General features: G+C 62.4%; 22 protein-coding genes. 7 read left to right on the plus strand and 15 right to left on the minus strand.

Annotated features, from left to right (window positions below; all coding sequences use genetic code 11):
* Positions 1–612 precede the first annotated feature (612 nt).
* The 6 genes from HBN54_RS16810 to HBN54_RS16835 all read right to left on the minus strand — a co-directional run bounded on the left by HBN54_RS16810 (position 613) and on the right by HBN54_RS16835 (position 5,149).
* Positions 613–1,728 (minus strand): mandelate racemase/muconate lactonizing enzyme family protein, encoded by a 1,116-nt coding sequence (locus tag HBN54_RS16810; protein ID WP_168674388.1) that lies wholly within the window; start codon positions 1,726–1,728, stop codon positions 613–615.
* Positions 1,729–2,002: 274 nt separating this feature from the next.
* Positions 2,003–2,554: an REP-associated tyrosine transposase gene (locus HBN54_RS16815; RefSeq protein ID WP_168674389.1), complete on the minus strand. Its 552-nt coding sequence runs from the start codon at positions 2,552–2,554 to the stop codon at positions 2,003–2,005.
* 312 nt (positions 2,555–2,866) lie between these two features.
* Positions 2,867–3,097 carry a GDCCVxC domain-containing (seleno)protein gene (locus HBN54_RS16820; RefSeq protein WP_168674390.1) on the minus strand — a complete coding sequence of 77 codons (231 nt, stop codon included), beginning with the start codon at positions 3,095–3,097 and terminating at the stop codon, positions 2,867–2,869.
* A gap of 10 nt (positions 3,098–3,107) precedes the next feature.
* A complete protein-coding gene (gene merTP / locus HBN54_RS16825; RefSeq protein ID WP_168674391.1) occupies positions 3,108–3,728 on the minus strand; it encodes a mercuric transport protein MerTP in 621 nt (206 codons plus the stop codon).
* Between the two features lie 356 nt (positions 3,729–4,084).
* Positions 4,085–4,441, minus strand: coding sequence for a hypothetical protein (locus HBN54_RS16830; RefSeq protein ID WP_168674392.1), 357 nt, complete (start codon positions 4,439–4,441; stop codon positions 4,085–4,087).
* A 327-nt stretch (positions 4,442–4,768) separates the two neighbouring features.
* Positions 4,769–5,149: a RidA family protein gene (locus HBN54_RS16835; RefSeq protein WP_168674393.1), complete on the minus strand. Its 381-nt coding sequence runs from the start codon at positions 5,147–5,149 to the stop codon at positions 4,769–4,771.
* A 179-nt stretch (positions 5,150–5,328) separates the two neighbouring features.
* On the opposite strand from HBN54_RS16835, the gene HBN54_RS23875 reads away from it, so the two are divergent.
* On the plus strand, positions 5,329–5,454 hold the full coding sequence (locus HBN54_RS23875) for a hypothetical protein (RefSeq protein ID WP_262888288.1): 126 nt from the start codon (positions 5,329–5,331) through the stop codon (positions 5,452–5,454).
* An 80-nt stretch (positions 5,455–5,534) separates the two neighbouring features.
* Here the strand turns inward: HBN54_RS23875 and HBN54_RS16840 are convergent, their stop codons facing one another.
* Positions 5,535–5,882 (minus strand): hypothetical protein, encoded by a 348-nt coding sequence (locus tag HBN54_RS16840; RefSeq protein WP_168674394.1) that lies wholly within the window; start codon positions 5,880–5,882, stop codon positions 5,535–5,537.
* Positions 5,883–6,075: 193 nt separating this feature from the next.
* Complete coding sequence (locus HBN54_RS16845) at positions 6,076–8,550, minus strand: glycoside hydrolase family 31 protein (RefSeq protein ID WP_210428092.1); 2,475 nt, start codon at positions 8,548–8,550, stop codon at positions 6,076–6,078.
* A gap of 225 nt (positions 8,551–8,775) precedes the next feature.
* Here HBN54_RS16845 and HBN54_RS16850 point away from each other — a divergent pair, with 225 nt between their 5' ends.
* From HBN54_RS16850 to HBN54_RS16860, 3 genes are all read left to right on the plus strand, one after another.
* Positions 8,776–10,122 carry a glycosyltransferase family 4 protein gene (locus HBN54_RS16850; protein ID WP_168674395.1) on the plus strand — a complete coding sequence of 449 codons (1,347 nt, stop codon included), beginning with the start codon at positions 8,776–8,778 and terminating at the stop codon, positions 10,120–10,122.
* Positions 10,123–10,200: 78 nt separating this feature from the next.
* Positions 10,201–10,671: a YdeI/OmpD-associated family protein gene (locus HBN54_RS16855; RefSeq protein ID WP_168674396.1), complete on the plus strand. Its 471-nt coding sequence runs from the start codon at positions 10,201–10,203 to the stop codon at positions 10,669–10,671.
* 190 nt (positions 10,672–10,861) lie between these two features.
* Positions 10,862–12,748 (plus strand): alpha-amylase family glycosyl hydrolase, encoded by a 1,887-nt coding sequence (locus tag HBN54_RS16860; protein ID WP_168674397.1) that lies wholly within the window; start codon positions 10,862–10,864, stop codon positions 12,746–12,748.
* Positions 12,749–12,949: 201 nt separating this feature from the next.
* Here the strand turns inward: HBN54_RS16860 and HBN54_RS16865 are convergent, their stop codons facing one another.
* The gene (locus tag HBN54_RS16865; RefSeq protein ID WP_168674398.1) at positions 12,950–13,345 is read right to left on the minus strand and encodes a hypothetical protein; all 396 of its coding nucleotides are present in this window, start codon (positions 13,343–13,345) and stop codon (positions 12,950–12,952) included.
* Between the two features lie 850 nt (positions 13,346–14,195).
* On the opposite strand from HBN54_RS16865, the gene HBN54_RS16870 reads away from it, so the two are divergent.
* Positions 14,196–16,223, plus strand: a complete 2,028-nt coding sequence (locus HBN54_RS16870) for a multicopper oxidase domain-containing protein (RefSeq protein WP_168674399.1) — start codon at positions 14,196–14,198, stop codon at positions 16,221–16,223.
* Between the two features lie 31 nt (positions 16,224–16,254).
* On the opposite strand, the gene HBN54_RS16875 is transcribed toward HBN54_RS16870, so the two are convergent.
* The gene (locus HBN54_RS16875) at positions 16,255–18,303 is read right to left on the minus strand and encodes an alpha amylase C-terminal domain-containing protein (protein ID WP_168674400.1); all 2,049 of its coding nucleotides are present in this window, start codon (positions 18,301–18,303) and stop codon (positions 16,255–16,257) included.
* A gap of 143 nt (positions 18,304–18,446) precedes the next feature.
* Between HBN54_RS16875 and ggt the strand changes: the two genes are divergently transcribed.
* Positions 18,447–20,201, plus strand: a complete 1,755-nt coding sequence (gene ggt, locus HBN54_RS16880; protein WP_235955571.1) for a gamma-glutamyltransferase — start codon at positions 18,447–18,449, stop codon at positions 20,199–20,201.
* A gap of 157 nt (positions 20,202–20,358) precedes the next feature.
* Here the strand turns inward: ggt and HBN54_RS16885 are convergent, their stop codons facing one another.
* The 3 genes from HBN54_RS16885 to HBN54_RS16895 all read right to left on the minus strand — a co-directional run bounded on the left by HBN54_RS16885 (position 20,359) and on the right by HBN54_RS16895 (position 22,493).
* Positions 20,359–20,730 carry a hypothetical protein gene (locus HBN54_RS16885; RefSeq protein WP_168674401.1) on the minus strand — a complete coding sequence of 124 codons (372 nt, stop codon included), beginning with the start codon at positions 20,728–20,730 and terminating at the stop codon, positions 20,359–20,361.
* A 188-nt stretch (positions 20,731–20,918) separates the two neighbouring features.
* Positions 20,919–21,269 (minus strand): hypothetical protein, encoded by a 351-nt coding sequence (locus HBN54_RS16890; RefSeq protein ID WP_168674402.1) that lies wholly within the window; start codon positions 21,267–21,269, stop codon positions 20,919–20,921.
* Positions 21,270–21,422: 153 nt separating this feature from the next.
* A complete protein-coding gene (locus tag HBN54_RS16895) occupies positions 21,423–22,493 on the minus strand; it encodes an NYN domain-containing protein (protein WP_168674403.1) in 1,071 nt (356 codons plus the stop codon).
* 349 nt (positions 22,494–22,842) lie between these two features.
* Between HBN54_RS16895 and HBN54_RS16900 the strand changes: the two genes are divergently transcribed.
* Positions 22,843–23,382, plus strand: a complete 540-nt coding sequence (locus HBN54_RS16900) for a GNAT family N-acetyltransferase (RefSeq protein WP_168674404.1) — start codon at positions 22,843–22,845, stop codon at positions 23,380–23,382.
* Positions 23,383–23,397: 15 nt separating this feature from the next.
* Here HBN54_RS16900 and HBN54_RS16905 read toward each other — a convergent pair whose 3' ends face one another.
* Together HBN54_RS16905 and HBN54_RS16910 are read right to left on the minus strand one after the other, a co-directional pair.
* On the minus strand, positions 23,398–24,036 hold the full coding sequence (locus tag HBN54_RS16905) for a phosphatase PAP2 family protein (RefSeq protein WP_168674405.1): 639 nt from the start codon (positions 24,034–24,036) through the stop codon (positions 23,398–23,400).
* A 211-nt stretch (positions 24,037–24,247) separates the two neighbouring features.
* Complete coding sequence (locus HBN54_RS16910) at positions 24,248–24,991, minus strand: phosphatase PAP2 family protein (RefSeq protein ID WP_168674406.1); 744 nt, start codon at positions 24,989–24,991, stop codon at positions 24,248–24,250.
* Between the last annotated feature and the right edge of the window lie 172 nt (positions 24,992–25,163).

Raw genomic sequence — 25,163 nt, forward strand, 5'->3', positions numbered from 1 at the left:
TGGCAGGCACGGCCTGCTTTTTTCTATTCCATCGGCGCGGCCAGGTAGCTACTTGAGCCGCTTATCAGAATCGGGTTTGAAGTCGCTCTCGCCAGCGTGCGCAAACTCCCGGATGGTAAGGAATGCAAAAACAATAAACGCGGGAACCACCAATAGGGTAAACAGAAAAATGTCGGCGTTATCCATGTTATTGTTGTTTTTTCAAGTTGAAGTAGACCAGAAACAGCAACATGGTTGGGGGCCATAACCCAATAAACAGCGCCCGGTCATGGTCCTTCAAAACCACGTAGTAGTACTCCGACACGAATATCAAAAACACGACTAGAAACAGAATAACCAATTCTGACAGTTTGAATTTTCTTAGCATGCCTATTTGAAAAATGATGATTTATTGCCAGTTACGTCATTGCAAATAGCACACCTATCTCAAGCCACGCCCGCCGGGGATTGTTTCTGAAAATCCCCAAGTATCTATATAAACTATTTCAGCAGGCGGCTTAACGCGGCGCTTATTTCGTTCAACGTGCTAGGCAGTAGGGTTGCCTGACCCCACTGGCCGAGGTAACACAGCCTGGGGAATAGTTGAAATAAACCGGGAGCGGGGCTGGCTTATCAAAAATGCACCTGCTCGGCGCGACGCAGCCAGGCTGCGTCGATACTCGCGCCCAGACCGGGGCCGGTGGGCATCTCAATTACGCCGCCTGGGCGGTAGCGGAAACCGCCCACCACGGGGTCGGCCGTGAACATGAGTGGGGTATCGAAATCGCAGTGCTGGATGGCCGGGTTGCTCAGGGCCAAGTGGGCGGCGGCCGTCATGCCGAGGCGCGATTCGAGGAAGCCGCCCACTTGCAGCGTGAGGCCAGCGCCCTGGCCCAGCTGCGCTATTTTTTTGGCCCGATGGAAGCCCGACGACTTGCCCAGCTTGATATTCAGCATCTGGCAGGCTTGCAGCTGGATGAGGCGGGCCGCATCGTGCTCGTCGCTACAGCTTTCGTCGGCCATGATGGGAATGGGCGAGGCCGCCCGCACCCGACTCAGTTCCATGAAATGCTGGCGCAGAATGGGCTCCTCGCAATGCTCGATGTTGAACCCGGCCAGCGCCTGAAGCACGGCAATGGCGTTATCGGCCGTCGCCCAGCCCTGGTTGGCATCGATGCGCAGCGGGTGCGTGGGGCCGATGCCCGCCCGGATGGCGCGAATCCGGGCCACATCCTCTTCCAAATTCCCGCCCAGCTTCACCTTGATGGCCGGGAAGCCCTCCCGCTGAAAGCGTACGGCATCGGCCTGCATTTTGGCGGGTGGGCCGAGGCTCACGGTCATGTCGGTGGTGAGAACTTTGTTGTTCTTCCCACCAAGGAATTCATAGAGCGGCAGGCCCGCATGCTGGGCCGCGATGTCGTGCAGGGCAATATCGAAGGCACTTTTGATGCTGCTGTTGCCGTAAATGATGCGGTCCAGCTCGGCCAAATTACCGACCAGGTCCAGCGCATCGCGGCCCATGAGCGCGGGGGCAAAATATTGCCCCACGATGAAGCAGGTGTCCACACTCTCGCCGCTGATGGTGAGAAAGGGGCTGCACTCGCCGTAGCCGACGTGGCCATCGGCCGTGCGCAGGACCACGATGATATTCTCCACCGCCAGCAGCGGGCCGAGGGAGATGACGAACGGCTCGCGCAACGGCACAAGCAGCTTGTAGATACTGATGGCTTGGATGGTGGTGCCGGGCATGGGGCAAATGACGGGGCCGGGGCGGGATAAAGCAACCCTGCGGGATTGCGCTTTCGGAGTTTCCCTGCTGGGCCTGCTGGCGGTGGAGAGTCCCCCCCTGCTGGCGCGCGTCTGCGACGCGCTGCCGTCTGGCATCGAGCCTGCGGCTCGGGCATTGAACGGCGGCAGCGGACGGCACAATACCCCGAGCCACAGGCTCGATGCCAGACGGCAGCGCATCGCAGACGCGCGCCAGCAGGGGCCAGCAGGGGCCAGCAGGGTGAAACCTACCGGCTTATCGGTCGATAAATAAAACATCGAGCATTCCCGGCACGCCAGCATACGCGCCAGCCGAACTAAACAAATAATGTTCGGCTTCCGCAACCCTCCAGTCCTGCACCGGATTCTGATGAATGTATTGTAGCTTCTGGCGGGTAAACGCTAAGGTGTAGCACTCCATCGCGTGGCTGCCATCCTGCCACATCTTATGGGCTTCCAGTCGGCGCAGGAATTTGGCGGCATACTCAAACCGGTAAAGCAGCCACTCCTGCCGGCTTTCCGGTCCCTCCTGCGCGAGGCGCACAATGGTTTTGGTGGTAAACTTTTTGAAGTCGCGGATAATCGGGCCCAACTTGAACCCTTCGGCGGCCCGGGCCAGCAGGTGCAGGTGTGATGGCATCAGGCACCAGCCGTAGAGTTCCAGCCCTTTGTGCTGCTGACAATAGCGCAATGAATCGACAATGACTTGCTTGAATTCTTTGCGGGTGAACACATCGACCCAATCCACGGCGGTCAAGGTCAGGAAATACAGGCCATCGGGGTTATGCGGCGTGTATTTATCAGACATATGGCTATTGGCTAGTCGTTGAGTTTGGCGAAAGTTAAGCACATTGCTGGCGCGCGTCTGCGACGCGCTGCCCACTGGATGCGAGCCTGTGGCTCGGTGTATTGTGCCGTCCGGTGCCGCTGTTCAATGCCCGAGCCACAGGCTCGCATCCAGTGGGCAGCGCGTCACAGACGCGCGCCAGCAGGGGACAACGGAACCGAACGCAACCAGCCCCCGAGCCACAGGCTCGAACCCAGGCGGCAGCGCGTCACAGACGCGCGCCAGCAGGGCACCCCGTGGGGTACCCCGTAGGGTGCCCTTTTTTGAAATCAATTAACAGCAGCCGCAGGCACCTTTTCCTTGCTCCTGGATGGGCGGGCAGGGTACGGAGCCATAGGAGCAGTATACGCAGCAGTCGCCGGCCAATGGTTTGAGGAGCGTGTGGCAGCTGGTGCATTCGTAGAACCACTGGCAGGCGTCGGTGGGCATCTGCTCGGCCTGCGCGTGCTGGCAGACAGGGCAAGTGAGCACCGAAGTGAGGGTAACCGGCTGAGTCGGGGCCATGGGGAAGAGGTTAGCGAGGAGGGTTTGAAACGTGGTAGCCGGTGCTGTTAATGGCGCTTTCGACCCTGGCGGGCGGCACGAGGGCAGCATCGAAACGTACTTGGGCGGTGGCTTGGTCGTAAGATACGGCTACCGATTGCACGCCGGGCACTTGCTGCACCGCCTGCTCGACGTGATGGGCGCAGGCTTCGCAGGTCATGCCCTGGATGCGGTAGGTGCGGGTTTGCCAGGCGGGGACGGTGCCGTTGGTAGTGGCAATGGAGGCGTTGGGCGGAGGCACGGGATAAAACATGGCTCCGTAGTAGGGGAAGGCCAGCAGCACGGCAGCGAGCCCGGTGATGGCAGCCAGAAAGCCGGTAGACTGCAGGACGGAGCGTTGGGCGGGCACGGTGCAGCAATCGGTGGCCGGGGCGGGGCGCAGCTGGCGGTACCAGGCTAAGCCGAGCACGGCCACGGTCAGGGCCACTAGGTATAGGCGGTATGGTTCGAGCCAGGCGAAGGCACCGGCAGCGCCCCCAAGCCCGCCCACTACGGCCAGCAGCGGGGTGATGCAACAAAGCGAGGAAGCCAGCGCGGCCAGCAGACCGGCTCCAAACAGTGACCTGGACGGTCGAGCGGGGGCATTGTCCATGGGTGAGAGTCAGGTTGGGAGCGGTGCGAAGAATCAAAAGTAGCTGCTACACCGGCAGGTATTTGACTCCACGCGGTCGGGCAGGGTCAAGTCGATTTCTAAGGTAGCTTGTCAGCAGCCCGGATGCACAGAAGGTAAAACGCTGCAGCGGCCGGGCGGGCCCGCTACGCCACCACCGACGCCCGCCAGCACACGGACTACGTGGTGACGGACACGCCCACCCCGCCCGCCGTCCCGGTGCCGCCCCAGGCAGAGCGGCTGGGTGGGCGGGAACGAAACAGGGCACCCCGTGGGGTGCCCTGTTTTGGCTCTTTGGGGGTGGCTGACCTTTGCTGAAGCGTACTAGCCAAGGCTAATTATTGTTTGTTAAAGCCTAAGGCGAGTACGGCCGGCAAATCGGCGGATTGCACCGTTCCCTCCAGTACCAAGCCCGTGGTGCAGGAACAAGCATTGCAAACCATGCCAGCATTTTTGACGCTAGCAGAAGGCTGATGCAGCGTTAGGCCCTGCTGGGCCAAGTAGGTTTGGGCCACAGTTATGAGTTGTTGGGTGCCCTGAGCTTGGCCCCAACGGTCGGCACATTGGGTTTGGGCGTAGCGCACCGCCACCAAATTGGGGTCAGGGTCTTGTTTTTCGGAGTTGCAACTCACGGCTGCCATAGCGCACAGGCTGCCGAGCAGCCAATAAGCAAATCGAGTGGGTTTCGAGTCCATAAAAAAAGAGGTAAGGCGTTCTATCTCGTTGACTTGCGAAACAGCCTGAAAGTTGCACGTCGAATTCTTTATTCAGGTACCAACTGGCATCCACTATACTTAAAAAGCCTTTTATTATTTGGATTTAATATTTCAAGAAGTTTACGCAACCTCCCCCTTCCCCGCCCCTTCCTGCTGGCGTGCGTCTGCGACGCGCTGCCCACTGGGTTCGAGCCTGTGGCTCGGGTTATGGTTACGTTTGGTGCTGCCGCTCAATGCCCGAGCCACAGGCTCGAAGTCAGTGGGCAGCGCATCGCAGACGCGCGCCAGCAGGAAGGGCGCTGAATGTTACACGAGCGCAATGCACTCGACTGAAATCAGGATTCCGGCTGGGAAAGGCATTACCTGGGGCGTACTGCGGGCGGGCGCATTGTCTGGGAAAACCTCCTGGTAGACCTTGTTCAGAATGCTGAAATCATTTCCTGACACCATAAACACCGTTGTTTTCACAATTTTATCCAGGCTGCTGTCCATTTCCTCCAGAATGGTTTTGATGTTTCGGAAGGCTTGCCGGGCTTGCTCCTCAAAGCTCGCGCTCAACTGCCCAGTGCCGGGGGTGATGCCGGTGGTGCCCGACACAAAGATGAGGTTGTTGGCGACCACGGCGTGCGGAAATACGTCGGTCGAGCGGGGCACGTTCGCGGTGCTGAAGTTTTGCTTGGCGGTCATATGATTGGTTGCTAAAGCGAGAGGTTCAGGTCGGATAAGTTGCCTCGGGTGCCTCCCCGGCGCGTCGGCGGGTTTCGGGAACCAGCGCTTTGGACGCTCCACCCCTTCGGGAAACCTGCCGAAGCGGGGCGCTTGCGAGGCTAAGTGCGGGCCATGTATAGTTACGTTATTTCAGCGGCATGGCCATTCCGAAGATAAGCAACGGCAGCGGCCAGGCCCGTTACGCCACCACCGACGCCCGCAAGTACCAGGACTACGTGGTGACGGACACGGCCGCACCGCCCGCCGCCCTGGGGCCGCCCTAGGCGGAGCGGCCGGGTGGGCGGGAACGAAACAGGGCACCCCGTGGGGTGCCCTGTTTTGGTTTTATCCTAATTAATGAAAGCTATTGAAAGTAAAATCTTAGGTTTCCAGAGGTCATTAATTGCTTCATTCTATCCCGCTTCTGCTCCTCAATACTACTCATCTGTTCCCGCCAGTATTCTTTGGTTACGATGTTTCGGTTCGCTGGTGGTGGCAAATAAAACTGGACATAGCGGCGGTCACCACTAGCTACATTGTCTATCGAAACGCCAGAATACTGCATCAGCGGTTCTAAGTCTTGTCCGTGCTGGCAGATGCTATACCGGCTGACTCCTTTCATCACCGAAGCAGGCAGGTAAACTACCCCTTCATCGCTGACCAAGTAAACTTCTCCTGTTAGGTGTACAGCGGAAGTGAGAGAATCAGGCACGGGTACAACCCAAATCCACCCTTGGTAGCGGTCAGGCAATTGTAAGCTAACCGTCTTATATATCCAGTTGCAAGCCACCGTTATTAATAAGCAGCTTGAGATTACCAGCAAAGACCATATTCTTTGATTCATCTGTATGTGCCCGCGAAGGCTTTAGGCAGAATAGGTACACGTCTATTGGCAGCGCCATTGGTTAAACAACCGGTACCTCCCCCTTCCCTGCTCCCGCCGGCACCACGTTCACGCGCACCTCGCCGAAGCCGACGGGCACCACAAGACTCGGCAGCGTCAGCCCCGTTTCCAAAGTAGCTTCTGTCACTTCCGCAACCTGGCCGTCGGCCGTCACTTCGATGGTGCCGGCCACGCCGTGCAGTACCACGCGGTAGGTGGCGTAGCTGGGCGCGTAGTCGCCTTCGATGGCCTGGGTGAGGACGAGGTCGGTGGCGGAGCCGGTGACGGTGAAGCGGCGCACGGTTTTCTGGCCTTCCGTATAGGCGTAGCCTTCGCCGCCGTCGTCGTAGAGGACGCTCTCGGCGGTGCCATTTTTGTAGTACACGTGCAGGGTGAGCTCGGTGACGGGGGTTTCGCCCACGTACTGCATCACCGGCTGCATGGGCACCACCGCGCCGGCCTTGATGAAGAGCGGAATGCGGGTGAGGTCGGCCGCCGCCCACACTTCGCTGCCGCCGGCCTGGGGCGTGTCGGTCCAGTAGTAGAACCAGTCGCCGCGGGGCAGGTACATCCAGCGGCCGTCGGCGCCGGGCTGGGTGATGGGGCAGACGAGCAGGTTATCGCCGAGGCCGAATTCGGCCATGCGCAGGTAGGTTTCGGTGTCGTTCTGGTCGAGGAAGGTGAGCGGGCGCAGCATGGGCGTGCCGTGGGTGGCGTACTGCCAGAAGGCGGTGTACATGTAGGGCAGCAGGCGGTAGCGCAACTCGATGAAGTGACGGGCCAAGTCGGTCACCTCGTCGCCGAAGCTCCAGGGCTCCTGGTCGCCGTGGTCGCCGGAGCTATGGGTGCGGAAGAATGGGTGGAAAGCCCCCAGGGCAATCCAGCGGGCGTAAAGCTCGCCGGTGGGCGTGTCGATGAAGCCGCCGATATCCGAGCCGATAAAGCTGAAGCCCGAGATGCTCAAGCGCTGGCACTGGATGTTGGCCAGCCAGAGGTGCTCCCAGCTGGCGATGTTGTCGCCGGTCCAGCCCGAGGAGTAGCGCTGGCCGCCGCTGTAGGTGCTGCGCGTGATGGTGAAGGGCCGGTTGGGGAAGCTGAACCGCTTCACGCCGTCGTTGGTGGCGCGGGCCATCTGCATGCCGTAGATGTTGTGGGCCTTGGCGTGCGAGGCCGAGTGGCCGTCGTAGTCGAAGCGCACATCGGGCGGGAAGGTGCCTTTCTCGAACACCGCCGGCTCGTTCATGTCGTTCCACACGCCTTTCACGCCAATGTCCTGAATCAACTCCTGAAACAACCCCGCCCACCACTCGCGCACCCGGGGCGCGGTGAAATCGGGGAAGTTGCAGAGGCCGGGCCACACGGAGCCTTTCATCAGCGGGCCATCGGCGCGGCGGCAGAAGTAGTCGTTGGCCACGCCCTCTTTATACACCGGGTATTCGGGGTCAATCTTGATGCCGGGGTCGATGATGACGATGGTTTTGAAGCCGTCAGCGGCCAGCTCCTGCACCATGCGCTTGGGCTCGGGGAAGTGCGCCTTGCTCCAGGTGAAGCAGCGGTAGCCCTCCATGTAGTCGATGTCGAGGTAGAGCGCATCGCAGGGAATCTTGCGGTCGCGCAGCCCCGAAGCGATTTCCTTCACGTTGGCCTCCGGGTAGTAGCTCCACTTGCACTGGTGGTAGCCCAGCGTCCAGAGGGGCGGCAGCTCGGGCGGGCAGGTGAGCAGGGTGTAGTCCTGGGTCACCTCCATGAGCGTGGGGCCGTAGATGAAGTAGTAGTTCAGCTCGCCGCCCTGCGCCCAGAAGCTGGTCACGTCGGCGCGCTCGGCCGCAAAGTCGAAGTTGGCCTTGAAGGTGTTATCGAAGAAAATGCCGTGGGCGATTTTCTGGTGCAGCACGTGGTAGAACGGGATGTTCTTGTAGAGGGGGTCGGAGCCCTTCACGTAGCCGTAAGTATCACTGCCCCAGTTGGTGAAACGCTTGCCGCGCAGGTTCATGTTGTCGGGCTTGTCGCCGAGGCCGTAGTAGTGCACGCCGGCGGGTACCTGCTTGCTCATCTTCACGATGTCGTTGCCGGTGTCGTAGTCGTACTCCCAGTGGAAGCCCTTCTCGTCGTCGCTCAGGATGGTGCCGGAGCGGTCGAGCACGCGCGCCTTCAGGTTTTCCTTCTGCACAATGCAGATGAGGCGCTCGGTGGTGATGCGGTAGTGGTCGGGCTTTTCGCGGAATTCGACCGTGGCCGGGGCCAGCCGGGTGGTGGCATCGGCGGGCACGGCGTAGGAAAAGTCCGGGTTCAGCGGGCCGTCGGTGAGGTAGCGGAAGCGGATAATCTTGTCGCTGAGGACGTGCAATAAGAGCCGCACGCCGTTCTGGCAGTTAAAGAGGAAGCGGTGGCCGTCGAGCTCGTCGGCCCGGATAATTTCGCCGGGATAATGTTCCTGGTGGCTTTGCGCCGCCAGGTCGTTTACCATGTAGTTATTTTCCTGAATCGTGGTATCCATAAAGTAATTCTAAGCAGAAGGCAAAAACCGGGATGAAACCGGTTAAAAAAAGACCGGCCGGGCCGGCAAGGCATTAGTGAAGCACGCAAGTTACTTTTTTCTGCGCCGCACAAACGGGTTTTTTCGGCAAATGCGGGCCCGTTGCCGTAGCATTGGGAGTTAATTCACGGCCAAGCGTCCTCCCTCCAGTGGCTGGCCGAATGAATTTCCTTCCCCGCTTTGCCCATGACTCCGCCCGAATTTTCCGTTTTGCTGCTGGCCTGGGACGACGCCGACCCCACCGTGGCCGTGCTCGGCGGCGCGGCCCTGCCCCCCACCCTGCCGCTGGTGTACCAGCTGGCCACCCGGCAGCCGGTGCTGGCCGTGTACCCGCATCTGCCGGCCAGCGAAGCCCCGGTGGAAAACGCCGCCAGCAACGCGCCGAAAGCCGCGGAAGCGGCAGCTACCTCCGCACATTACCCCATTCAAGAACAGACTTTTACGGATAGCGCCGCAGCTGTTTTGCCCGCTTCAGAAGCCGCTGTCGATGCACTGGAAGCGGCCGTAAACCGGCCGGGCATACAGCTGCTGCCCACATTGGCAGCGCAGAGCAAAACGAGCGCACCGGCACAACAGTCGCGCATTATTGGCCTCACCGATTTGGCCGCCGCCGATGCTCCGGAAGCAGCCGCGCCGACTGTCCCGGGCGCTTCAGCGAAGCCTTTGGCTCCTTCGGGCCGCATGCTGGCCGCTGCTCCCGGCCGCAGCCAGTGGCCTGTCGGCATTCATGCGCCCGCGCTGGCGGGCCAGTGGCATTTGCCGGCCGCCCCGTATCTGGGGGCGGGTTCGGGGGCATTTTTCCCGCCGCCACCGCCCGCCCCGCCCCGGCCGCTGGTGGCAGCGCAGGCCACTGGCGCGGTACCAACGGCGGCAGTGCCCGGTTTCGGGTCGGCCGGGGCTACCATCCGGCCCCGGCAGCGCCCGCAGGCCGGCGACCTGAATTTCGACCCCGACCCGGACCTGCCAGCCGTGCAGCATCCGGCCGTTTTTGAGGAAACCACGGCTGAAATCGGCGCGGCCGAAGCCGCCGACCTGTCGGCGCCGGAAGACGACCTCGTGCCTGACGCTCCGGCGGCGGCTGATGAAGCGCCGGAAACCGCTTCCCTCGCCGCGCCCCGCCCGGCACCCACCGTGCTCATCCCCCGCCTCGACGGCCTGAACTTCCGCATGATTCAATATGCCCGGCAGGCGGCGCAGCTGGTACGGGGCCGCACCGCCGATTTTGGGGTGATTTACGCCCCCAACTGGCCGGCGTGGCTGGCGGCGCTCGAAATCCGCAACAGCTCGGGCCGGCCGCTGGTGCTCTACCTCGCCAGCCTGGCCCTCGACCTGCCCAACCCCGCCGAGCACGGCTACCAGCTCGAAATGGAGCGCATGGCCATGCGCCGCGCCCGCCTCGTGCTGGTGCCCGATGAGGCCCTGCACCACCGCCTGCTGGCCCTGTATGAGGACGCCGCCGGCAAGGTGCGCGTAGTGGCGGCCACCGACGATGCCGCCGTGCAACGCGTGCTGGGCGAAGTGGCAGCAGGCTGAGTCCGCAGCAGCGGCTTCGGAGGGGAATGGCTTACTTTGCTGAAACAAGCCCTTTTTCAACCCCAAACTCCGCCCCGTATGCAGCCTGAACACGAATTTGAAGCCGTATTGGAAGCCGGCGATGGCGATGGCGGCGTGTTCGTCGTTATTCCTTTTTCGGTGCCCGAGGTATTCGGTACGCGCGGCCGGGTGCCCGTGCAGGTCACCTTCGACGGCTACCCCTACCAGGGCAGCATCACGCCCCTCGGCGACGGCCACCACGCCCTGCACGTCCTCAAGCAAATTCGCAAAGCGGTGGATAAAACCATCGGCGACACGGTGCGCGTCACCCTCTCGCGTGATGTGGTGGAGCGCAAGATGGAAGCCCCCACCGACCTCGCCGAACAGCTAGCCAAAAACCCCCAGGCCGCTGCCTACTTCGCTAAGCTGGCCTACACCCACCAGCGCGATTTCGTGCGCTGGCTTGAAGGCGCCAAGCGCCCCGAAACCCGCGCCCACCGCCTGGCCGAAACCATAGAATTGCTGGGCCAGGGCCGCAAGCGCCCATGACTTGTTCGCGGGTCACCTCACCCCCGGCCCCTCTCCCGCGGAGAGGGGTGCCAGTCGTCAGCAACCGGGCGAAGTCTTCAGGCTCCCCTCTCCGCAGGAGAGGGGCCGGGGGTGAGGCGACCCGCGTCATGTGCTTAATCTGGTTAAATTCCTGCCCATTTCCTCCGTCAGTTTCCCACCAACTCTCGATATGAAAAGCCGCTTCCTGCTGCTGCCGCTGCTGGCCCTGCTGCCGTACCTCTCCAATGCCCAAACTGCCGCCATCGACCGCGTGAACCCCACCAACTGGTGGGTGGGCATGAAAAACCCCAGCGTGCAGGTGCTCGTGCACGGTCCCGGCGCAGGCACGCTGGCCTACAGCATCAGCTACCCCGGCGTGAAGCTGGTGAAAACCAACACCGTTGAAAATCCCAACTACGCTTTTCTCGACCTCGTTATCAGCCCCACGGCCAAGCCCGGCCGGGTACAGATTATCGGCAAAAAAGGCAGCCAGACGGTGACGCAGACCTGGGAAATCCGGGCCCGCGACAAGTCGCCCAAAGGTCAGGGCGTGACCGATGCGGATTTCATCTACGAGGCCATGATTGACCGCTTCGCCAACGGCGACCCGAGCAACGACAAGTTCGCCGACATGCGCGACACCAACCTCGACCGCGCCAATCCCTTTTTCCGCCACGGCGGCGATTTGGCCGGCGTGGCCCAGCACTTTCCTTACATCAAGGAGCTGGGTGCCACGGCCGTGTGGCTGACCCCGGTGACGGAAAACGACCAGCCCCTCACCAACGAAGGCGGCACCATGCGCGCCTCCTACCACGGCTTCGGCTTTACCGACCAGTACAACGTGGACCGGCGCTTCGGCGGCAACGCGGGCTACAAAACCTACGTGCAGCAGGCCCACGCCGCCGGCCTCAAAGTGGTGCAGGATGCCGTGTACAACCACGTGGGCAACACCCACTGGATTTTGCAGGACCTGCCCATGAAAAGCTGGCTGCACCAGTGGCCCACCTACACCAACACCACCTACAAGTACCAGCCCATTACCGACCCGCACGCCGCCGCCAGCGACAAGCGCGTAACCCTCGACGGCTGGTTCGTGCCCTTCCTGCCCGACCTCAATCAGCAGAACCCCTACGTGGCCAACTACCTGATTGAAAATGCCCTTTGGAACGTGGAGAACTTCGGCATCGACGCCTACCGCATCGACACTTATATGTATAACGACCAGCCCTTCATGAACCGCTGCAACGCGGCGCTGCTGGCCGAATACCCACGCCTGCACATCTTCGGCGAGTCGTCGGTGAACAACGTCATCGACCAGGCCTACTACACCCGCAACAAGATTGATTTTCCCTTCAAGTCGAACCAACCCGGCGGGCTCGATTTCGTGCTCGAAGGCGGCCTGCTGGCTGCGCTGAAAGAAGTGGGCACGCCCGCCGCCACCGGTTGGGACGGCGGCGCGCAACACCTCTACCAGACCCTGGCCCAGGATGCCGTGTACGAGAACCCCAGCAAGCTCGTCACCTTCCTCGACAACTTCGACCACGACCGGTACCTGTCCGTCATCGGCGACGACCTCGACCGCTACAAGATGGGCCTGACCTGGCTGCTCACCACCCGTGGCATCCCGAGCATGTACTACGGCACCGAAATCCTGATGAAGAACTTCAAGGACCCCACCGATGCCGAGGTACGCAAGGATTTTCCCGGCGGCTGGCCCGGCGATGCGGAAAACAAGTTCACCCCCGCCGGCCGCACCGCCCGCGAAAACGAGGCCTTCGATTTCGTAAAAAAGCTGGCCACCTACCGCCGCGACCACCCCGCCCTGCACTCGGGCAAGCTGATGCAGTACCTGCCGCAGGAGGGCCTCTACGTGTACTTTCGCTACGATGCCAGCGGCACGGTGATGGTCGCTTCGAACACCACTGACAAGCCCGCCACCCTGCCCACCGCCCGCTTCTCGGAGCGCATGGCCGGGTTCACAAAAGCACGCAATGTGCTGACCGGCGAAAGCCTGAGCAGCCTGGCCACGCTACAGCTACCCGCCAAAACGGCCATGGTGCTGGAGCTGGGGAAGTAGCGGCTTGTTTCGCCTGTTGTTTACCGGTAGAAGCGCCCGCCGAAAAGGTCCGGGAGAGTTTACGAAACTCATCCCTAGCGGGCGTTTCGTAAACGTTGATTCGTAGACGGGTTTCGTAAACTCGCCCGGCACGGCAGCAGCTTGAAATCTTCTGGTATCGGGCCGCTGCTATTGTTCACTTAAAGCAGGGTTATTCTGCGCTTACGATACCTCGTGTAATTCTAGGTGGAGTTCCTGCACCTGCTGGTAGGCTTGTGCGAACACCGCTGCATCCCACGGAAACGCCTGGCACAGGTGCGTTATGGCCTCGTGCAAGCGGTCCAACAAGTAGCGCAACTTGGTCGGGTCCGGCAAGGCATCGTAGGTCGGCGTATGCACCTGCTGGTAGATGCACGCCACGGAGCCTGCCATGCTCGGATAGGGAAGCTGTTGGTCTGGCACCAAGGTGATGCTAATGCGCGTGGTTTTGGGTGGCTTGTAGCCGTGCAAACACTGCAGGTACAGCCCGCTGATGTAATTGGCTCGCTGCTGAAACTGGCGCTGCCCTTCCGCTGGATGGAATTCGTCGTAGAGCGTAATGTCGTTTAAGCGGGCCATGAGGGAAAGGTACTGCGACAGAAACCGTTCACGAAAAGGGTGATATTGGTAAACACCTTCCGCTAACTACAACTACCCCCGCGCCAGCACCAGCGCCACCCGGCTCGGCAGGTACAGGCTGAGCTGGTGCTCGAACGTTTCGTACTCAAACCCCTCATCGGGCCGGTCGAAGCCACCGAAACGGCTGTTGTCCGACGGCAGGGGCCCACACCAGTATAATCAACCTTAGTTTAATATAATATAAATTATATATTTGTATATTTACTAATTGCAAATCCAACCCTTTTGCTATTTGCCATGGAAGCGGTCTGCCGTCTCTTGCTATGGGCATGCACCCGTACCGACAGTTCTGCCCGGGCTTGCGGTAGGCAGAACGTAGCCACCGGCCAAATTACGCCGCCCGACCGGGATGTGACGGTGGCCTTGGCCCCGCAGATTGGCAACGCGCTGCTCAAAAGGCGCCTGCTCCACCCCGGCCGCTCCCCCAACCGAGAGCAAGCAATTGGCTTTTTTACTGACAGTCGGTTTTTATTGGCTTGATTCAACTTGTGCACGTGATGTTTTAACCGTGCCCACCCCAGTACCGGGGCTGGGAAGTTCCGGCCATCCCCTTTCGTGGCGGCGGGGCAGGCGCACTCCGGCCGGCTTACGTCCGCACCCGGCGCGGGGCAAAGCGCACGGCCTGAACAGGGAAAGCAGTGCCCGCACCCGGACCTTCCAGGCCGGGCCAAACGATGGCTGGCACCTCCCGCTTTCCTGCCCTGCCCTTATAAGTTGTTTTCCAGCACAGGCTCAGGCCTGGATTTTTCGGTCATTACCTACGCACTCCTCACCTATTTTTCAATGCAATATGAAACCTTTCCGCCTCGTAGCCAGCTGCCTGACCAGGGCACTGCTGGCTACGTGCCTGCTTGCGAGTGTTTCGCTTCAGGCGCAGCAACTGCTAAATCCCAATGCGGTACCCAGGTTTGTAAGCCCGCTGCCCATTCCATCGGTCATTGATGCGACGGCCAATAAGAACCGGTCCATCACCATGACGGTTTCTCAGTTCCGGCAAGACCTGGGCCTGAAAAGTGCAGCCGGCAACCCCTTGCTGACGACCGTGTGGGGCTACAACGGCCAATACCCGGGCCCTACTATTCTCGCCCAAAAAGACCAATCCATTCAGGTACGTTGGCTGAACCGCCTGGTAGGCCCTACCGGTGCGCCGCTGCCCCACCTGCTGCCCGTCGACCACTCCATTGCCTGGACCCACATGCCCACGCCGGGGGTGCCCATTGCAACGCACCTGCACGGCGGGCACACCGAATCGGACAGCGATGGGTTGCCCGATGCCTGGTACACGCCGTACGCGCAAAACAAAGGGCCCGAATACAAAAAGGGCGAAAACATACCTTATACGTACGACAACAGCCAGGAGGCCGCGACCCTGTGGTACCACGACCACACCATGGGCATCACGCGGCTGAACGTGTACGCCGGCCTGGCGGGCTTTTACCTGCTCACCGATGGCACCGAGAACGGCCTCCGCCAAAGCAGGCACCTGCCCGATAGCCGCTACGACATTGGCCTGGCCATTCAGGACCGCCTGTTCACGGCCGATGGCCAGCTGTTCTACCCCTCCGAGCCCGAAGTTGCCAATGCCCCAAACCCGAGCGTGCTGCCGGAGTTTTTCGGCAACATCATTCTGGTAAATGGCAAGGCCTGGCCCGTTTTGCGCGTAGAGCCGCGGCAGTACCGCTTCCGCCTGCTCAACGCCTCCGACTCGCGCTTCTACAACCTGCGCCTAACCCAGGACCTAACCATGTGGCAGGTTGGCTCCGACTGCGGGCTGCTGCCACAGCCCGTGGCCCAGCCCGAGCTGCTGCTTGCGCCCGGCGAGCGGAAGGACGTGGTCATCGACTTTTCCAATGCCGCGCTCCGGGGCCGCACCATCCTCATCACCAACGACGCGGCTACGCCTTATCCCGATGGCGACCCGGTAGGCCCCCACGACAGCGAGGCCCAGATAATGGCCTTCCGGGTGGATGTGCCGCTCAATGCGGCCTACCCGCTCACGCCCCTGCCAGCCTCCTTTCACAAGCCGCTGCCGCCGGTGCCCACGACTACCACCGTTCGCAAGCTAATTCTGGTGGAAGGCGAAGACGAGTATGGCCGGCTGCTGCCCATGCTGGGCACCATGCAGCAGGGAGCAATGGAGCACCATGACCCCATTACGGAAAACCCGGCACTGAACAGCACCGAGATTTGGGAAATCTACAACCTTACGGAGGACGCGCACCCCGTTCACCTGCACCTGGTTTCCTTCCGCGTACTGGGCTCGAGAACGTTTACGGGCACGGTAGACCCGCATACGGCGGCCCTCTCCAACGTGCAGTTCACCGGCCCCCTGTTGCCGCCCGAACCAGGCCAGGCCGGGCTGAAGGACACGTACCCGATTGCGCCGGGCCAGGTAACCCGCCTGGTGGCCACCTTCGACCGGAAAGGCCTGTACGCCTGGCACTGCCACATTCTCTCGCACGAAGACCACGACATGATGCGGCCGTTCTACGTGGGCAAAATGCCTGCTGCGTACGCCCAAAAGCAGCTGCCTGGCGCGACGTCGGCGGTGGCCTTTGACAATGGCTCGTTCGCGCTATACCCCAATCCTTTTGCCACCACTGCCACCTTGGAGCTGACCGTGACCGAACCCGCGGCCGTGAATGTGCACCTGCTGGATGGTATTGGCCGCGTGGTGCTGCAGCTGCCCGCCCAACACCTGCCCACGGGAACCCACCAACTCGAAATTGACGCCGCCGACCTGAACAGCGGCCTATACGTGTGCGAGGTGGCCATCAACAACAAGCGCTACCGCCAACGCCTGGCCTTGGTCAGATAAGGCCCGCCCTGACATCCAACGTTGCGATGCCCTACGCCCGTGACAGCACCAGCGCCACCCGGCTCGGCAGGTACAGGCTGAGCTGGTGCTCGAACGTTTCGTACTCAAACGCCTCATCAGGCCGGTCGAAGCCGCCGAACCGGCTGTTGTCGGACGACAGCACCACGCGGTATTTGCCTTCCTCCGTCACCCAGAAGCGGTAATCCGTCAGGCTTTTTTCGACGTGCAGGTTCACAATGAATACCAAGCCGCCACGCTCGAAGGCCAGCACTTGATTTTCGTCGTCGTGCTTTAGTAAAACGGCCGGGCCGGCTGCCAGCAGGTGGCCGGCTTTGGCCAGATGCACCATCGCCTTGTCAAACGCGCCTAGCTGGTGGAATTTCAATTCCGGATTGTCGCCCAGGCTCCATTGGCGGCGGGCAAACTGGTAGCTCCAGCCGTTGCCCTCGCGGGGGAAATCGACCCACTCGGGGTGGCCGAACTCGTTGCCGATGAAGTTTAGGTAGCCCTCACCGCCGGCCGCCAGCGTGAGCAGCCGGATAATTTTATGCAGCGCCAGCGCCCGCGCCGCGCCGGGGTCGCCGTCGGTCGCGTGCATGTGGGCGTAGATGCCGGCATCGAACAGCCAGTGGGCGAGGGTTTTGTCGCCTACCAGGGCCTGGTCGTGACTTTCGGCGTAGGCAATGGTTTTCTCGCCGGCGCGGCGGTTGGTGAGGGTGTGCCAGAGGTCGCCGAGGGGCCAGCTTTCATCGGGCGTGTGCTTGAGCAGCTTAATCCAGTAGTCCGGAATGCCCATGGCCAGGCGGTAATCGAAGCCCACGCCGCCCTCCTTGATGGGGCGGCACAGGCCGGGCAGGCCGCTCATGTCCTCGGCAATCAGCAAAGCACCTTTCTTGAATTCGTGGGCCAGTGTGGTGGCCAGCTGCAAATACAGGATGGCGTCCTCATCGGCGGCCGGGCCGAAATAATTGTCGTAGCCCACAAAGGCCACGCCCTCGCCGTGATGATGGTAGAGCATGCTGGTCACGCCATCGAAGCGGAAGCCGTCGAAGTGGAATTCTTCGAGCCAGAAGCGCAGGTTGCTGAGCAGGAACTGCTGCACCTCGGGGCGGCCGTAGTCGAAGAGCTTGCTGTCCCAGCCGGGGTGGTTGCCGCGCTCGCCCTTGTGGAAGTAGAGGTTGCCCGAGCCGTCGAAATCGGCCAGGCCCTCGGCCTCGTTTTTCACGGCGTGCGAGTGCACAATGTCGAGCAGCACGGCAATGCCGCGCCGGTGGGCTTCGTCGATGAGAAACTTCAGGTCCTCGGGGGTGCCGAAACGGGAGCTGGCGGCAAATAAATTGGCCACGTGGTAACCGAACGAGCCGTAGTACGGGTGCTCCATCACGGCCATCAACTGCACGGTGTTGTAGCCGTCGGCCTCAATGCGGGGCAGAATGTTCTCAGCAAATTCGCGGTAGGTGCCCACCCGGCCTTCCTCAGTGGCCATGCCTACGTGGGCCTCGTAAATCAGCGGCTCTTTAACAGCCGTGGCGGGCCGGAACTTCTGGTCGGTCCAGCGGAATTCGGTTTCGAGCCGCCAGATTTGGCCGGCGAAATCCTTGGTTTCGTCGTCCTGCACGGCGCGGCGCAGGGTGGCGGGCAGGCGGTCTTTGCCCTGGCCATTGGCTGCTACGTGCACCTTGTAGCGGCTGCCGTGGGCCAGGCGCTGGTCATACTCGGCATCGGGCAAAAACAATTCCCACACCCCAAAATCGAGCTTTTGCAGCGGATTACTCCCCCGGTCCCAGCCGTTGAAATCGCCAACCAGCGACAGGTAATCGGCCCCGGGAGCCCACTCGCGGTACACCCAGCCGCCGCGCCCAGCGTCGTGGTTCAGGCCCAGCTGCTGGTGGGCGGTGGCGTAGTTTGCTAAAGAGCCGTGGTATTGTTCGATTTCGGCCAGGCGGGCCTGTAGGCGGGCCTGACGCTGGCGCAGCACGGGCTCGTAGGGCGCGAGCCAGGCGTCGTTTTTCACGAGGGCGAGCGGGGCCGGGCGGCGGGCCCTGGAAGCGGCGGATGCAGTGGATTTCGACGTAGCCATGATGCGGGAAGGTTTGGGCCAAAAGTAACGCGCCGCAACTGCCGGTCCAGCAGCGGCGGCGGCTCGGCGGCAAATTATACGTGCTGGCAGGCAATTTCGGTCCGGCAATAGCAATCCGCTGAAACATGGCGTTATTTTGCCCAATGATGAGATACCGTCTCCTGACCATTCCGCTGGCGCTGCTGCTGGCCTGCTCGGCCGAGCGACCGGTCACGTCAACCTCGCGGGCCTTCGAGGGGTCGCTGGGTACGCCGCCGCCCAAGGCCGCCGCGCCCCGGCTGGCCCGCTACGCCATGGTGGTTTCGGCCCACCCCGAAGCCTCCAAAATCGGCACCCAGATTCTCCAGCGCGGCGGCAACGCCTACGATGCGGCCGTGGCCGTGCAGTTTGCGCTGGCCGTGGCCCTGCCCGTGGCCGGCAACATCGGCGGCGGCGGCTTCCTGCTCTACCGCGACCGCAACGGCTCGGCCGGCTCGCTCGATTTCCGCGAAACGGCCCCCGCCGGCGCCACGCGCGATATGTACCTCGATAAGCAGGGCAATGTGGTGCCCGACCTGAGCACCGCCGGCCCGCTGGCCGTGGGCACGCCCGGCACCGTGGCCGGCATGGCGACGCTGCACAAGCAGCTGGGCAAGCTTTCGTGGCCCACGCTGGTGCAGCCGGCCGTGGCGCTGGCCACGCGGGGTTTCCCGCTTACGGCCAAAGAGGCGGCCGGCCTCAACCGCAACCGCGCCGATTTCCAGAAATACAACCCCGGCAGCTCCCCGGCCTACCTGCGCCCCGGCGGCGGCGAGTGGCAGGCCGGCGACACCCTGCGCCTGCCCGAGCTGGCCCGCACCCTCACCCGCGTGCGCGACCAGGGCCGTGCCGGCTTCTACAAGGGCGAAACCGCCCGCCTGCTGCTCAGCGAGATGAAGCGCGGCGGTGGCCTCGTCAATCAGGCCGACCTCGACAACTATAAGGCCAAGTGGCGCGAGCCCCTGCGCGGCCACTACCGTGACTACGACGTGATTACCATGCCGCCGCCTAGTTCGGGCGGCGTGGCCCTGCTGCAAATGCTGCAAATGCTGGAGCCCGTGGACCTGGCCCAGGCCGGCTACCACACACCCCTGGCTGTGCACTACATCACCGAAGCTGAGCGGCGCGTGTACGCCGACCGTGCCACCTACCTTGGCGACCCGGATTTCGGCTTTGTACCCGTGCAAAAGCTGCTCGATGTGGACTATAACCGCCAGCGGGCCGCCTCCATGCGCCCCAAGGGCCGCGCCACTGCCAGCGCCGCCGTGGCGGCCGGGGCCAAGCTGCCCGGCTACGAAAGCGACGAAACCACCCACTACAGCATCGTCGATGCCTTCGGCAATGCCGTGAGCTGCACCACCACCCTCAACGGGGCCTACGGCAGCAAAGTAGTGGTGCCCGGGGCCGGCTTTTTGCTAAATAATGAGATGGACGACTTCTCGGCCAAGGCCGGCGTGCCCAACGCCTACGGCCTGGTGGGCGGCACCGCCAACGCCATCGCGCCCGGCAAGCGCATGCTCAGCAGCATGACGCCCACCATCCTCACCCGCAACGGCAAGGTGGCGCTGGTGACCGGCACGCCCGGCGGCAGTACCATCATTACCAGCGTGTTGCAAAGCATCATTGGCATTGTTGATTACGGCCTGAATGCCCAGCAGGTGGTCACCGCGCCGCGCCTGCACCATCAGTGGCTGCCCGATATCATCGACGTAGAAGCCGGGGCCCTGCTGCCCGTGGCCCAGGATACGCTGCGCGCCCGCGGCTACCACCTCAACCCGCGCCTGCCCTGGGGCCGGCTCGACATCATCCACATCCTGCCCGAAGGCATCCTGGAAGGCGGCGCCGACCCGCGCGGCGACGATACCGCGCTGGGATATTAGCAGTTAGCAAAAGAACGTCATGCCGAGCGTAGCCGAGGCATCTCGCGGGTGGTAGTAAACCAATCGATTGAGTTACTACCACCCGCGAGATGCCTCGGCTACGCTCGGCATGACGTTCTTCTTTGTTGGGATTCTTCGACCCAACTCCAGCCGCAGCTTAGTGCTGCGCTACCTGCGAGCCGGCGATGTGGCGCAGGTTGCCGGCCACCGAAATCAGCTTCTGGCTGAGCTCGCGGGCTTTGTCGCCTTCGCCGCTAAAGTTGTGGGTAGTGAGGGCGGCCTGGGCCGTCATCTCGCCGAGGTTCTGGAAGGCCTGGGACATGCCGGCAGCGTTGTTGCTGCTGATGTGGTTGCGCAGGGTTTCAAGTTCGGTTACCATGAGGCGGGTGGCCGGCTGGTCGATGCTGCGCAGGTGCTGAATCCAGTTTTCGAGGTGGCTGATGCCTTTGCTGGGGTCTACCTGGAAGCCGGCGTTGTTGGTGTCGAACAGCAGGCGAATGCTGGATTCTGCTTCAGTGAAAAAGCTCATGGGGCAAATTTAGAGATGGGTTGGTACGGCAACGAGGCCACGAATGGAACATCCGACCGGCCTGCTATCAGCCGCGAAGATACGCAGCCAAACAGGCAAACTGCTATTCAGCGGCGGCAGCCCCGACAAGCAAACGGGCACTCCGGAGGAATCTCCGGAGTGCCCGTTTGCTTGTCGGGGCCGTTGGGTTAGCCCTTCAGTTGGCTGGCGGCCGTGCTCAGGGCCTGGCCGAGCTGGCGCAGTTTGTCCTGGGCATCGGGGGTGGCTTGCGCGGCTGCTTTGGTGGTGTGCTCGCCGAGGGTGCTCAGGCTTTGGGCCAGGGCTCCGGTATCGGAAGCGCCACTCTGCAACGAATCATGCAGGTTTTGCAGCTCCGAGCTGATGCCCGAGAGTTGCGTATTGCCTTGCAGGGTTTTAATCCAGCCGGCAATATTGGGGCCGGCGGCACCAGCGGCGGCGGCCAGGCCGCCTTGCAGGGCATTGAGGGTAGCGTCGAGCTGGCTGGTGCCCTGGCTGCTTTGCGATGGGGTGTTGTCCATGGGAAAAAGAAGGTTAGTTAGGTGAATTGATGCCCTACTAACCCATCGCCCGCAAGGATGTTAACTTATTGACGAACAAAATTTTGGCATTTATTTATACATGATTTAATAACAAACATTTCAGGCCAAAAGGAGTTGAGCAGCCGCCCGATGCTACTCCTCGCCGGGGTGCAGCTCCTGCACGTCGGGGTGGCTGTAGTTGACCACGATGACGGAAAACGGGTGCGGCTCACCCTCGCGCTTCTCAATGCGGATGGTGCCGGCATCGCGCAGCTTGTTGAGCTGGTCGCGGCGCTCGTAGTCGGGCAGCTCGGGCAGCTCGTCGGTGAGCAGACGCATGAACGGGCCCAGCCACAGCTCCGTCACGCGGCGCTGCTGCTTGGCTTCGAGCTTCTGAAACTCGGCCAGCATGAAGGCCAGCGTGCGGCGCTCGGTGTCGGTGGCCAGGCGGCGGGCGGGGGCAAATTCAGATACCTCGTCGCGCGATACGAATGGCCGGGCCGGCACCGGCAAAACGGGGCGCGGGGCGCTGGCCGACGGCACGGGCGCTACTTTGGGCAAGGGCACGACGGCAGCTTCGCCCGCGCTGTCGGCGCGGGCGGCCAGGGCGGCGGCCGAAGGCACGCCGGTCATGCCCTGCTCGCGCAGGCGGCGGCTTTCCTCCAGGGTGCGCTGGCGGTCGGTGCGGCGCTTTTCGAGCTGCTCCACGCGCTCGGGCGCCAGCAAATCGCGGGCGTCGATGAACTGCGCGGACCCGATATTCTGGAGCAAATCGCCGGATACGGACTCGCGGAAGCCGGCCACCAGCACCTGCCGGGCTTGCCGACGCAGGTGCTGGAGCACGGGAATGTAATCGCGGTCGCCGGCCACGAGCACGAACGTGCCGATATCGGGCCGGGTGTACATCACCTCCAGCGCGTCGATGCAGAGCTGCATATCGGCGGCATTCTTATGGTCGGTGCCCAGCACGTTGCGCGTGCTCACGCCCATCAGGTAGAGAGCCCCCTGCGGGGCGGTAGCCAGGCGCTCGAAGTCGGCGTAGGCGTAGCTGATGAGGCTGTCGAGGCCCTTGGCGCTCAGCTGCTCGCGCAGGGTGCGGATGATATCGAGGCAGATATCATTAAGGTCGGGCGGGTCGTGAAAGTGGTTTTTGAGGAAGTAATAGACGTTTTCAAAATCGATGAAAACGGCGGCGTAGGGGGAAACGGTCGGTTTGGGCAACATGGTGCAGCAATACGGTGTCTTATCACGAAAAAACAGTGCTGAGGGCAGACCAGAATAGTTGAACAATACGCACCCGAACAGCAAATGCTCCGGCTGTGGCTACCGGGAACATCCGCCTGACGGACTTATAACCTGAACCGTATTTTGCCGGCTCGGCTTTCACTTTAGATGGATGAAGGTACGATGCCTTGCCGCTGCTTTGGCAACGGGCCCGGCATTGGGGGTGAATCCGGCCCGCTGCCCGGCGGGTACAGAGCCACCCGCACCAGCCGGTGCGGGTGGTTGATTTAGCACAGTACCTTTGCGCTCACGATGCACAAGCTAAAGCATGTGCTACTACTCCTTTCCAATGCTGCCTTTCGATAGCGCCCGCCTGCACTTCCGCCCCCTCACCCCTGCCGATACGGCCGGGATGTTCGCCCTCGACTCCGACCCGGCCGTGCACCGCTACCTCGGCGGCATTGGCGGGCAAATGGTGAGCACGCTGGCCCAAAGCGCCCAGACCATTGCCTACATCGAAGCCCAGTACGCTGCCGTCGGCATCGGGCGCTGGGCCGTGGTGCTGCGCGAAACCGGCGAGTTTATGGGCTGGGCCGGGCTGAAGCTGGTGGCCGGCCCCATCAACGGCCGGCACGATTTTTACGACCTGGGCTACCGGTTTCTGCCGCGCTTCTGGGGGCAGGGCTACGGCTTCGAGGCGGCCCGGGCCTGGCTCGACTACGGGTTCGACGTGCTGCACCTGCCCCGCATCTGCGCCTACGCCGGCGCGCACAACGTGGCTTCGCGCCGCATTCTCACCAAAATTGGCCTGCGCGAGGAGCCGGAAGAATTTTTGGTTGAAGGCTTGCCCTGCGTGTGGTTCGAGGCCGACGCGCCATACCAAACTTAAGAACAAGCCATTAAGTTACTTGCGCGGCCGGCGCTGCGCCACCCAATGCACCGCCGCCACCCAGGCCACGGCCGCCGCCCAGCCGGCCAGCACATCCGACGGGTTGTGCACGCCCAGGTACATGCGCGCCCAGCCCACGGCCAGCGCAAACAACGGCATCAGCCACACCCACCCGCGCCCCCGGCAGCCCCACACCAGCAGCACCAGCGCCGTGGCGATGGCTGCCGTATCCATGGCGTGCCCGCTGGGGAAGCTGAACGTGTGCTCGGGCCGGATGCTGGCCCAGAGCGCCGGCCGGGGCCGCGCCACCAGCGGCTTAATCACCTGCGTGAGCATCATCGAACCACCCACCGAGAGGAAAAACAGCGCCGCCGCCCGCCCCTGCCGCCGCCACAGCAGCCCCAGAAATACCAGCACCCCGAGGCCCACCATTGGCCAGGTATTGCCGATGATGGTGAGCAAAACGGCCGCATTATCCAACCCCGAGGTAGCGTGGCGGTGCCAGAATTCCAGCACGGGCGCATCCCAGGGCAACCCGCCGAAGCGCAGCACGGCAAAGGCCAGCCAGCCAAAGGTGACGGCCGCAACCAGCGCAGTGAGCCGCAAGGCGGCTGGGGCTGGCGTGGTTGGAACGGAGCGCGGGAATGCAATCATGAAGCAGGCAACCGATAAAATACACCGGCAAGTAACAACGCGGGCAGGCCCTTGTGGTTAATCGAAATCGGGAGTCGTTGCGCCGGTCTGACCACCCCAGGCGGTCTGACCGGTTGTCGTACGGGCAAAACCGTGCATACTTCAACCGGTCAGACCGCCTAGGGCGGTCAGACCGGCGCAACGACTCCAGATTCGATTAATGGTAAAGTTGTTAGGCCGGGGCGCTTTGCGTTTCATCCGGCGGCGACACCAGATTGGGGAAACGGTGGTGCAGGGTTTCGCGCCAGAACTGCCGCAGCCGGTGGAAATCGGGCGAAAACAGCATGTGTAGCCCCGCCACCCAGCCCACGGCGCCGGTCCAGCCCGCCAGCACGTCGGACGGGAAATGCACGCCCAGGTACACCCGGCTCCAACCCACGGCCAGGGCAAACAGCGCCCCCAGCACCGAGGCCGGCCACCGGCCGCGCCACTGCCACAGCAGAAACCCCAGGGCCGTGGCCATGGCCGCCGCCCCCATGGCGTGCCCGCTCGGGAAGCTGTAGTAAAACGCCGGCTTCAGGCTTTGCCAGAGCGCGGGCCGGGGCCGGGCAAACAGCACTTTCACCAGCAGATTCAGGGCCATGGCCCCGCCCACCGACAGGCCAAAAAACCACGCCTGCCGGCGCACGCCCCACACGGCCAGCCCCCCGGTGATGAGCACGGCCAGTACGCCCATGGGCAGGGGGTCGCCGGCGGCGGTGAGGGCCAGCGCCAGCCCATCGAGTGCCGGGGTGGCGTGGGCGTGCAGAAACGCCAGAATCTGCTTATCGCCGATAAAGCCGCCGGACTCCCAGATGTCCTCGGCCACGTTCACAAACACCACCCAAGGCATCACCAGCCCGGCCAGCAGGGCCAGCAGCACCATCTTGTGTGCTCGCAGGGCATGGCGCAGGCGGGACCAGAAAGATTTGGGCATGAGGTAGTGAGGTCCGTTGTGTTGAATACTGAGTTACGGGCGCAACGAAAAAAAGAACGTCATGCTGAGCACAGACGAAGCATCCCGCACGTCGCAAGCAATCCAATCGCCAGGAAAAGGATTAGTGGTGGCACGCGAGATGCTTCGGCTACGTTCAGCATGACGTTCTTTT

Source organism: Hymenobacter artigasi, from assembly GCF_012275535.1.
Lineage (GTDB): Bacteria > Bacteroidota > Bacteroidia > Cytophagales > Hymenobacteraceae > Hymenobacter > Hymenobacter artigasi.

Bases quoted from the DNA above. Each gene is read 5' to 3' on its own strand.
- HBN54_RS16810 (WP_168674388.1), bottom strand. From the start codon at position 1,728: ATGCCCGGCACCACCATCCAAGCCATCAGTATCTACAAGCTGCTTGTG.
- HBN54_RS16815 (WP_168674389.1), bottom strand. From the start codon at position 2,554: ATGTCTGATAAATACACGCCGCATAACCCCGATGGCCTGTATTTCCTG.
- HBN54_RS16820 (WP_168674390.1), bottom strand. From the start codon at position 3,097: ATGGCCCCGACTCAGCCGGTTACCCTCACTTCGGTGCTCACTTGCCCT.
- merTP (WP_168674391.1), bottom strand. From the start codon at position 3,728: ATGGACAATGCCCCCGCTCGACCGTCCAGGTCACTGTTTGGAGCCGGT.
- HBN54_RS16830 (WP_168674392.1), bottom strand. From the start codon at position 4,441: ATGGACTCGAAACCCACTCGATTTGCTTATTGGCTGCTCGGCAGCCTG.
- HBN54_RS16835 (WP_168674393.1), bottom strand. From the start codon at position 5,149: ATGACCGCCAAGCAAAACTTCAGCACCGCGAACGTGCCCCGCTCGACC.
- HBN54_RS23875 (WP_262888288.1), top strand. From the start codon at position 5,329: ATGGCCATTCCGAAGATAAGCAACGGCAGCGGCCAGGCCCGTTACGCC.
- HBN54_RS16845 (WP_210428092.1), bottom strand. From the start codon at position 8,550: ATGGATACCACGATTCAGGAAAATAACTACATGGTAAACGACCTGGCG.
- HBN54_RS16850 (WP_168674395.1), top strand. From the start codon at position 8,776: ATGACTCCGCCCGAATTTTCCGTTTTGCTGCTGGCCTGGGACGACGCC.
- HBN54_RS16855 (WP_168674396.1), top strand. From the start codon at position 10,201: ATGCAGCCTGAACACGAATTTGAAGCCGTATTGGAAGCCGGCGATGGC.
- HBN54_RS16860 (WP_168674397.1), top strand. From the start codon at position 10,862: ATGAAAAGCCGCTTCCTGCTGCTGCCGCTGCTGGCCCTGCTGCCGTAC.
- HBN54_RS16865 (WP_168674398.1), bottom strand. From the start codon at position 13,345: ATGGCCCGCTTAAACGACATTACGCTCTACGACGAATTCCATCCAGCG.
- HBN54_RS16870 (WP_168674399.1), top strand. From the start codon at position 14,196: ATGAAACCTTTCCGCCTCGTAGCCAGCTGCCTGACCAGGGCACTGCTG.
- HBN54_RS16875 (WP_168674400.1), bottom strand. From the start codon at position 18,303: ATGGCTACGTCGAAATCCACTGCATCCGCCGCTTCCAGGGCCCGCCGC.
- ggt (WP_235955571.1), top strand. From the start codon at position 18,447: ATGATGAGATACCGTCTCCTGACCATTCCGCTGGCGCTGCTGCTGGCC.
- HBN54_RS16885 (WP_168674401.1), bottom strand. From the start codon at position 20,730: ATGAGCTTTTTCACTGAAGCAGAATCCAGCATTCGCCTGCTGTTCGAC.
- HBN54_RS16890 (WP_168674402.1), bottom strand. From the start codon at position 21,269: ATGGACAACACCCCATCGCAAAGCAGCCAGGGCACCAGCCAGCTCGAC.
- HBN54_RS16895 (WP_168674403.1), bottom strand. From the start codon at position 22,493: ATGTTGCCCAAACCGACCGTTTCCCCCTACGCCGCCGTTTTCATCGAT.
- HBN54_RS16900 (WP_168674404.1), top strand. From the start codon at position 22,843: ATGCTGCCTTTCGATAGCGCCCGCCTGCACTTCCGCCCCCTCACCCCT.
- HBN54_RS16905 (WP_168674405.1), bottom strand. From the start codon at position 24,036: ATGATTGCATTCCCGCGCTCCGTTCCAACCACGCCAGCCCCAGCCGCC.
- HBN54_RS16910 (WP_168674406.1), bottom strand. From the start codon at position 24,991: ATGCCCAAATCTTTCTGGTCCCGCCTGCGCCATGCCCTGCGAGCACAC.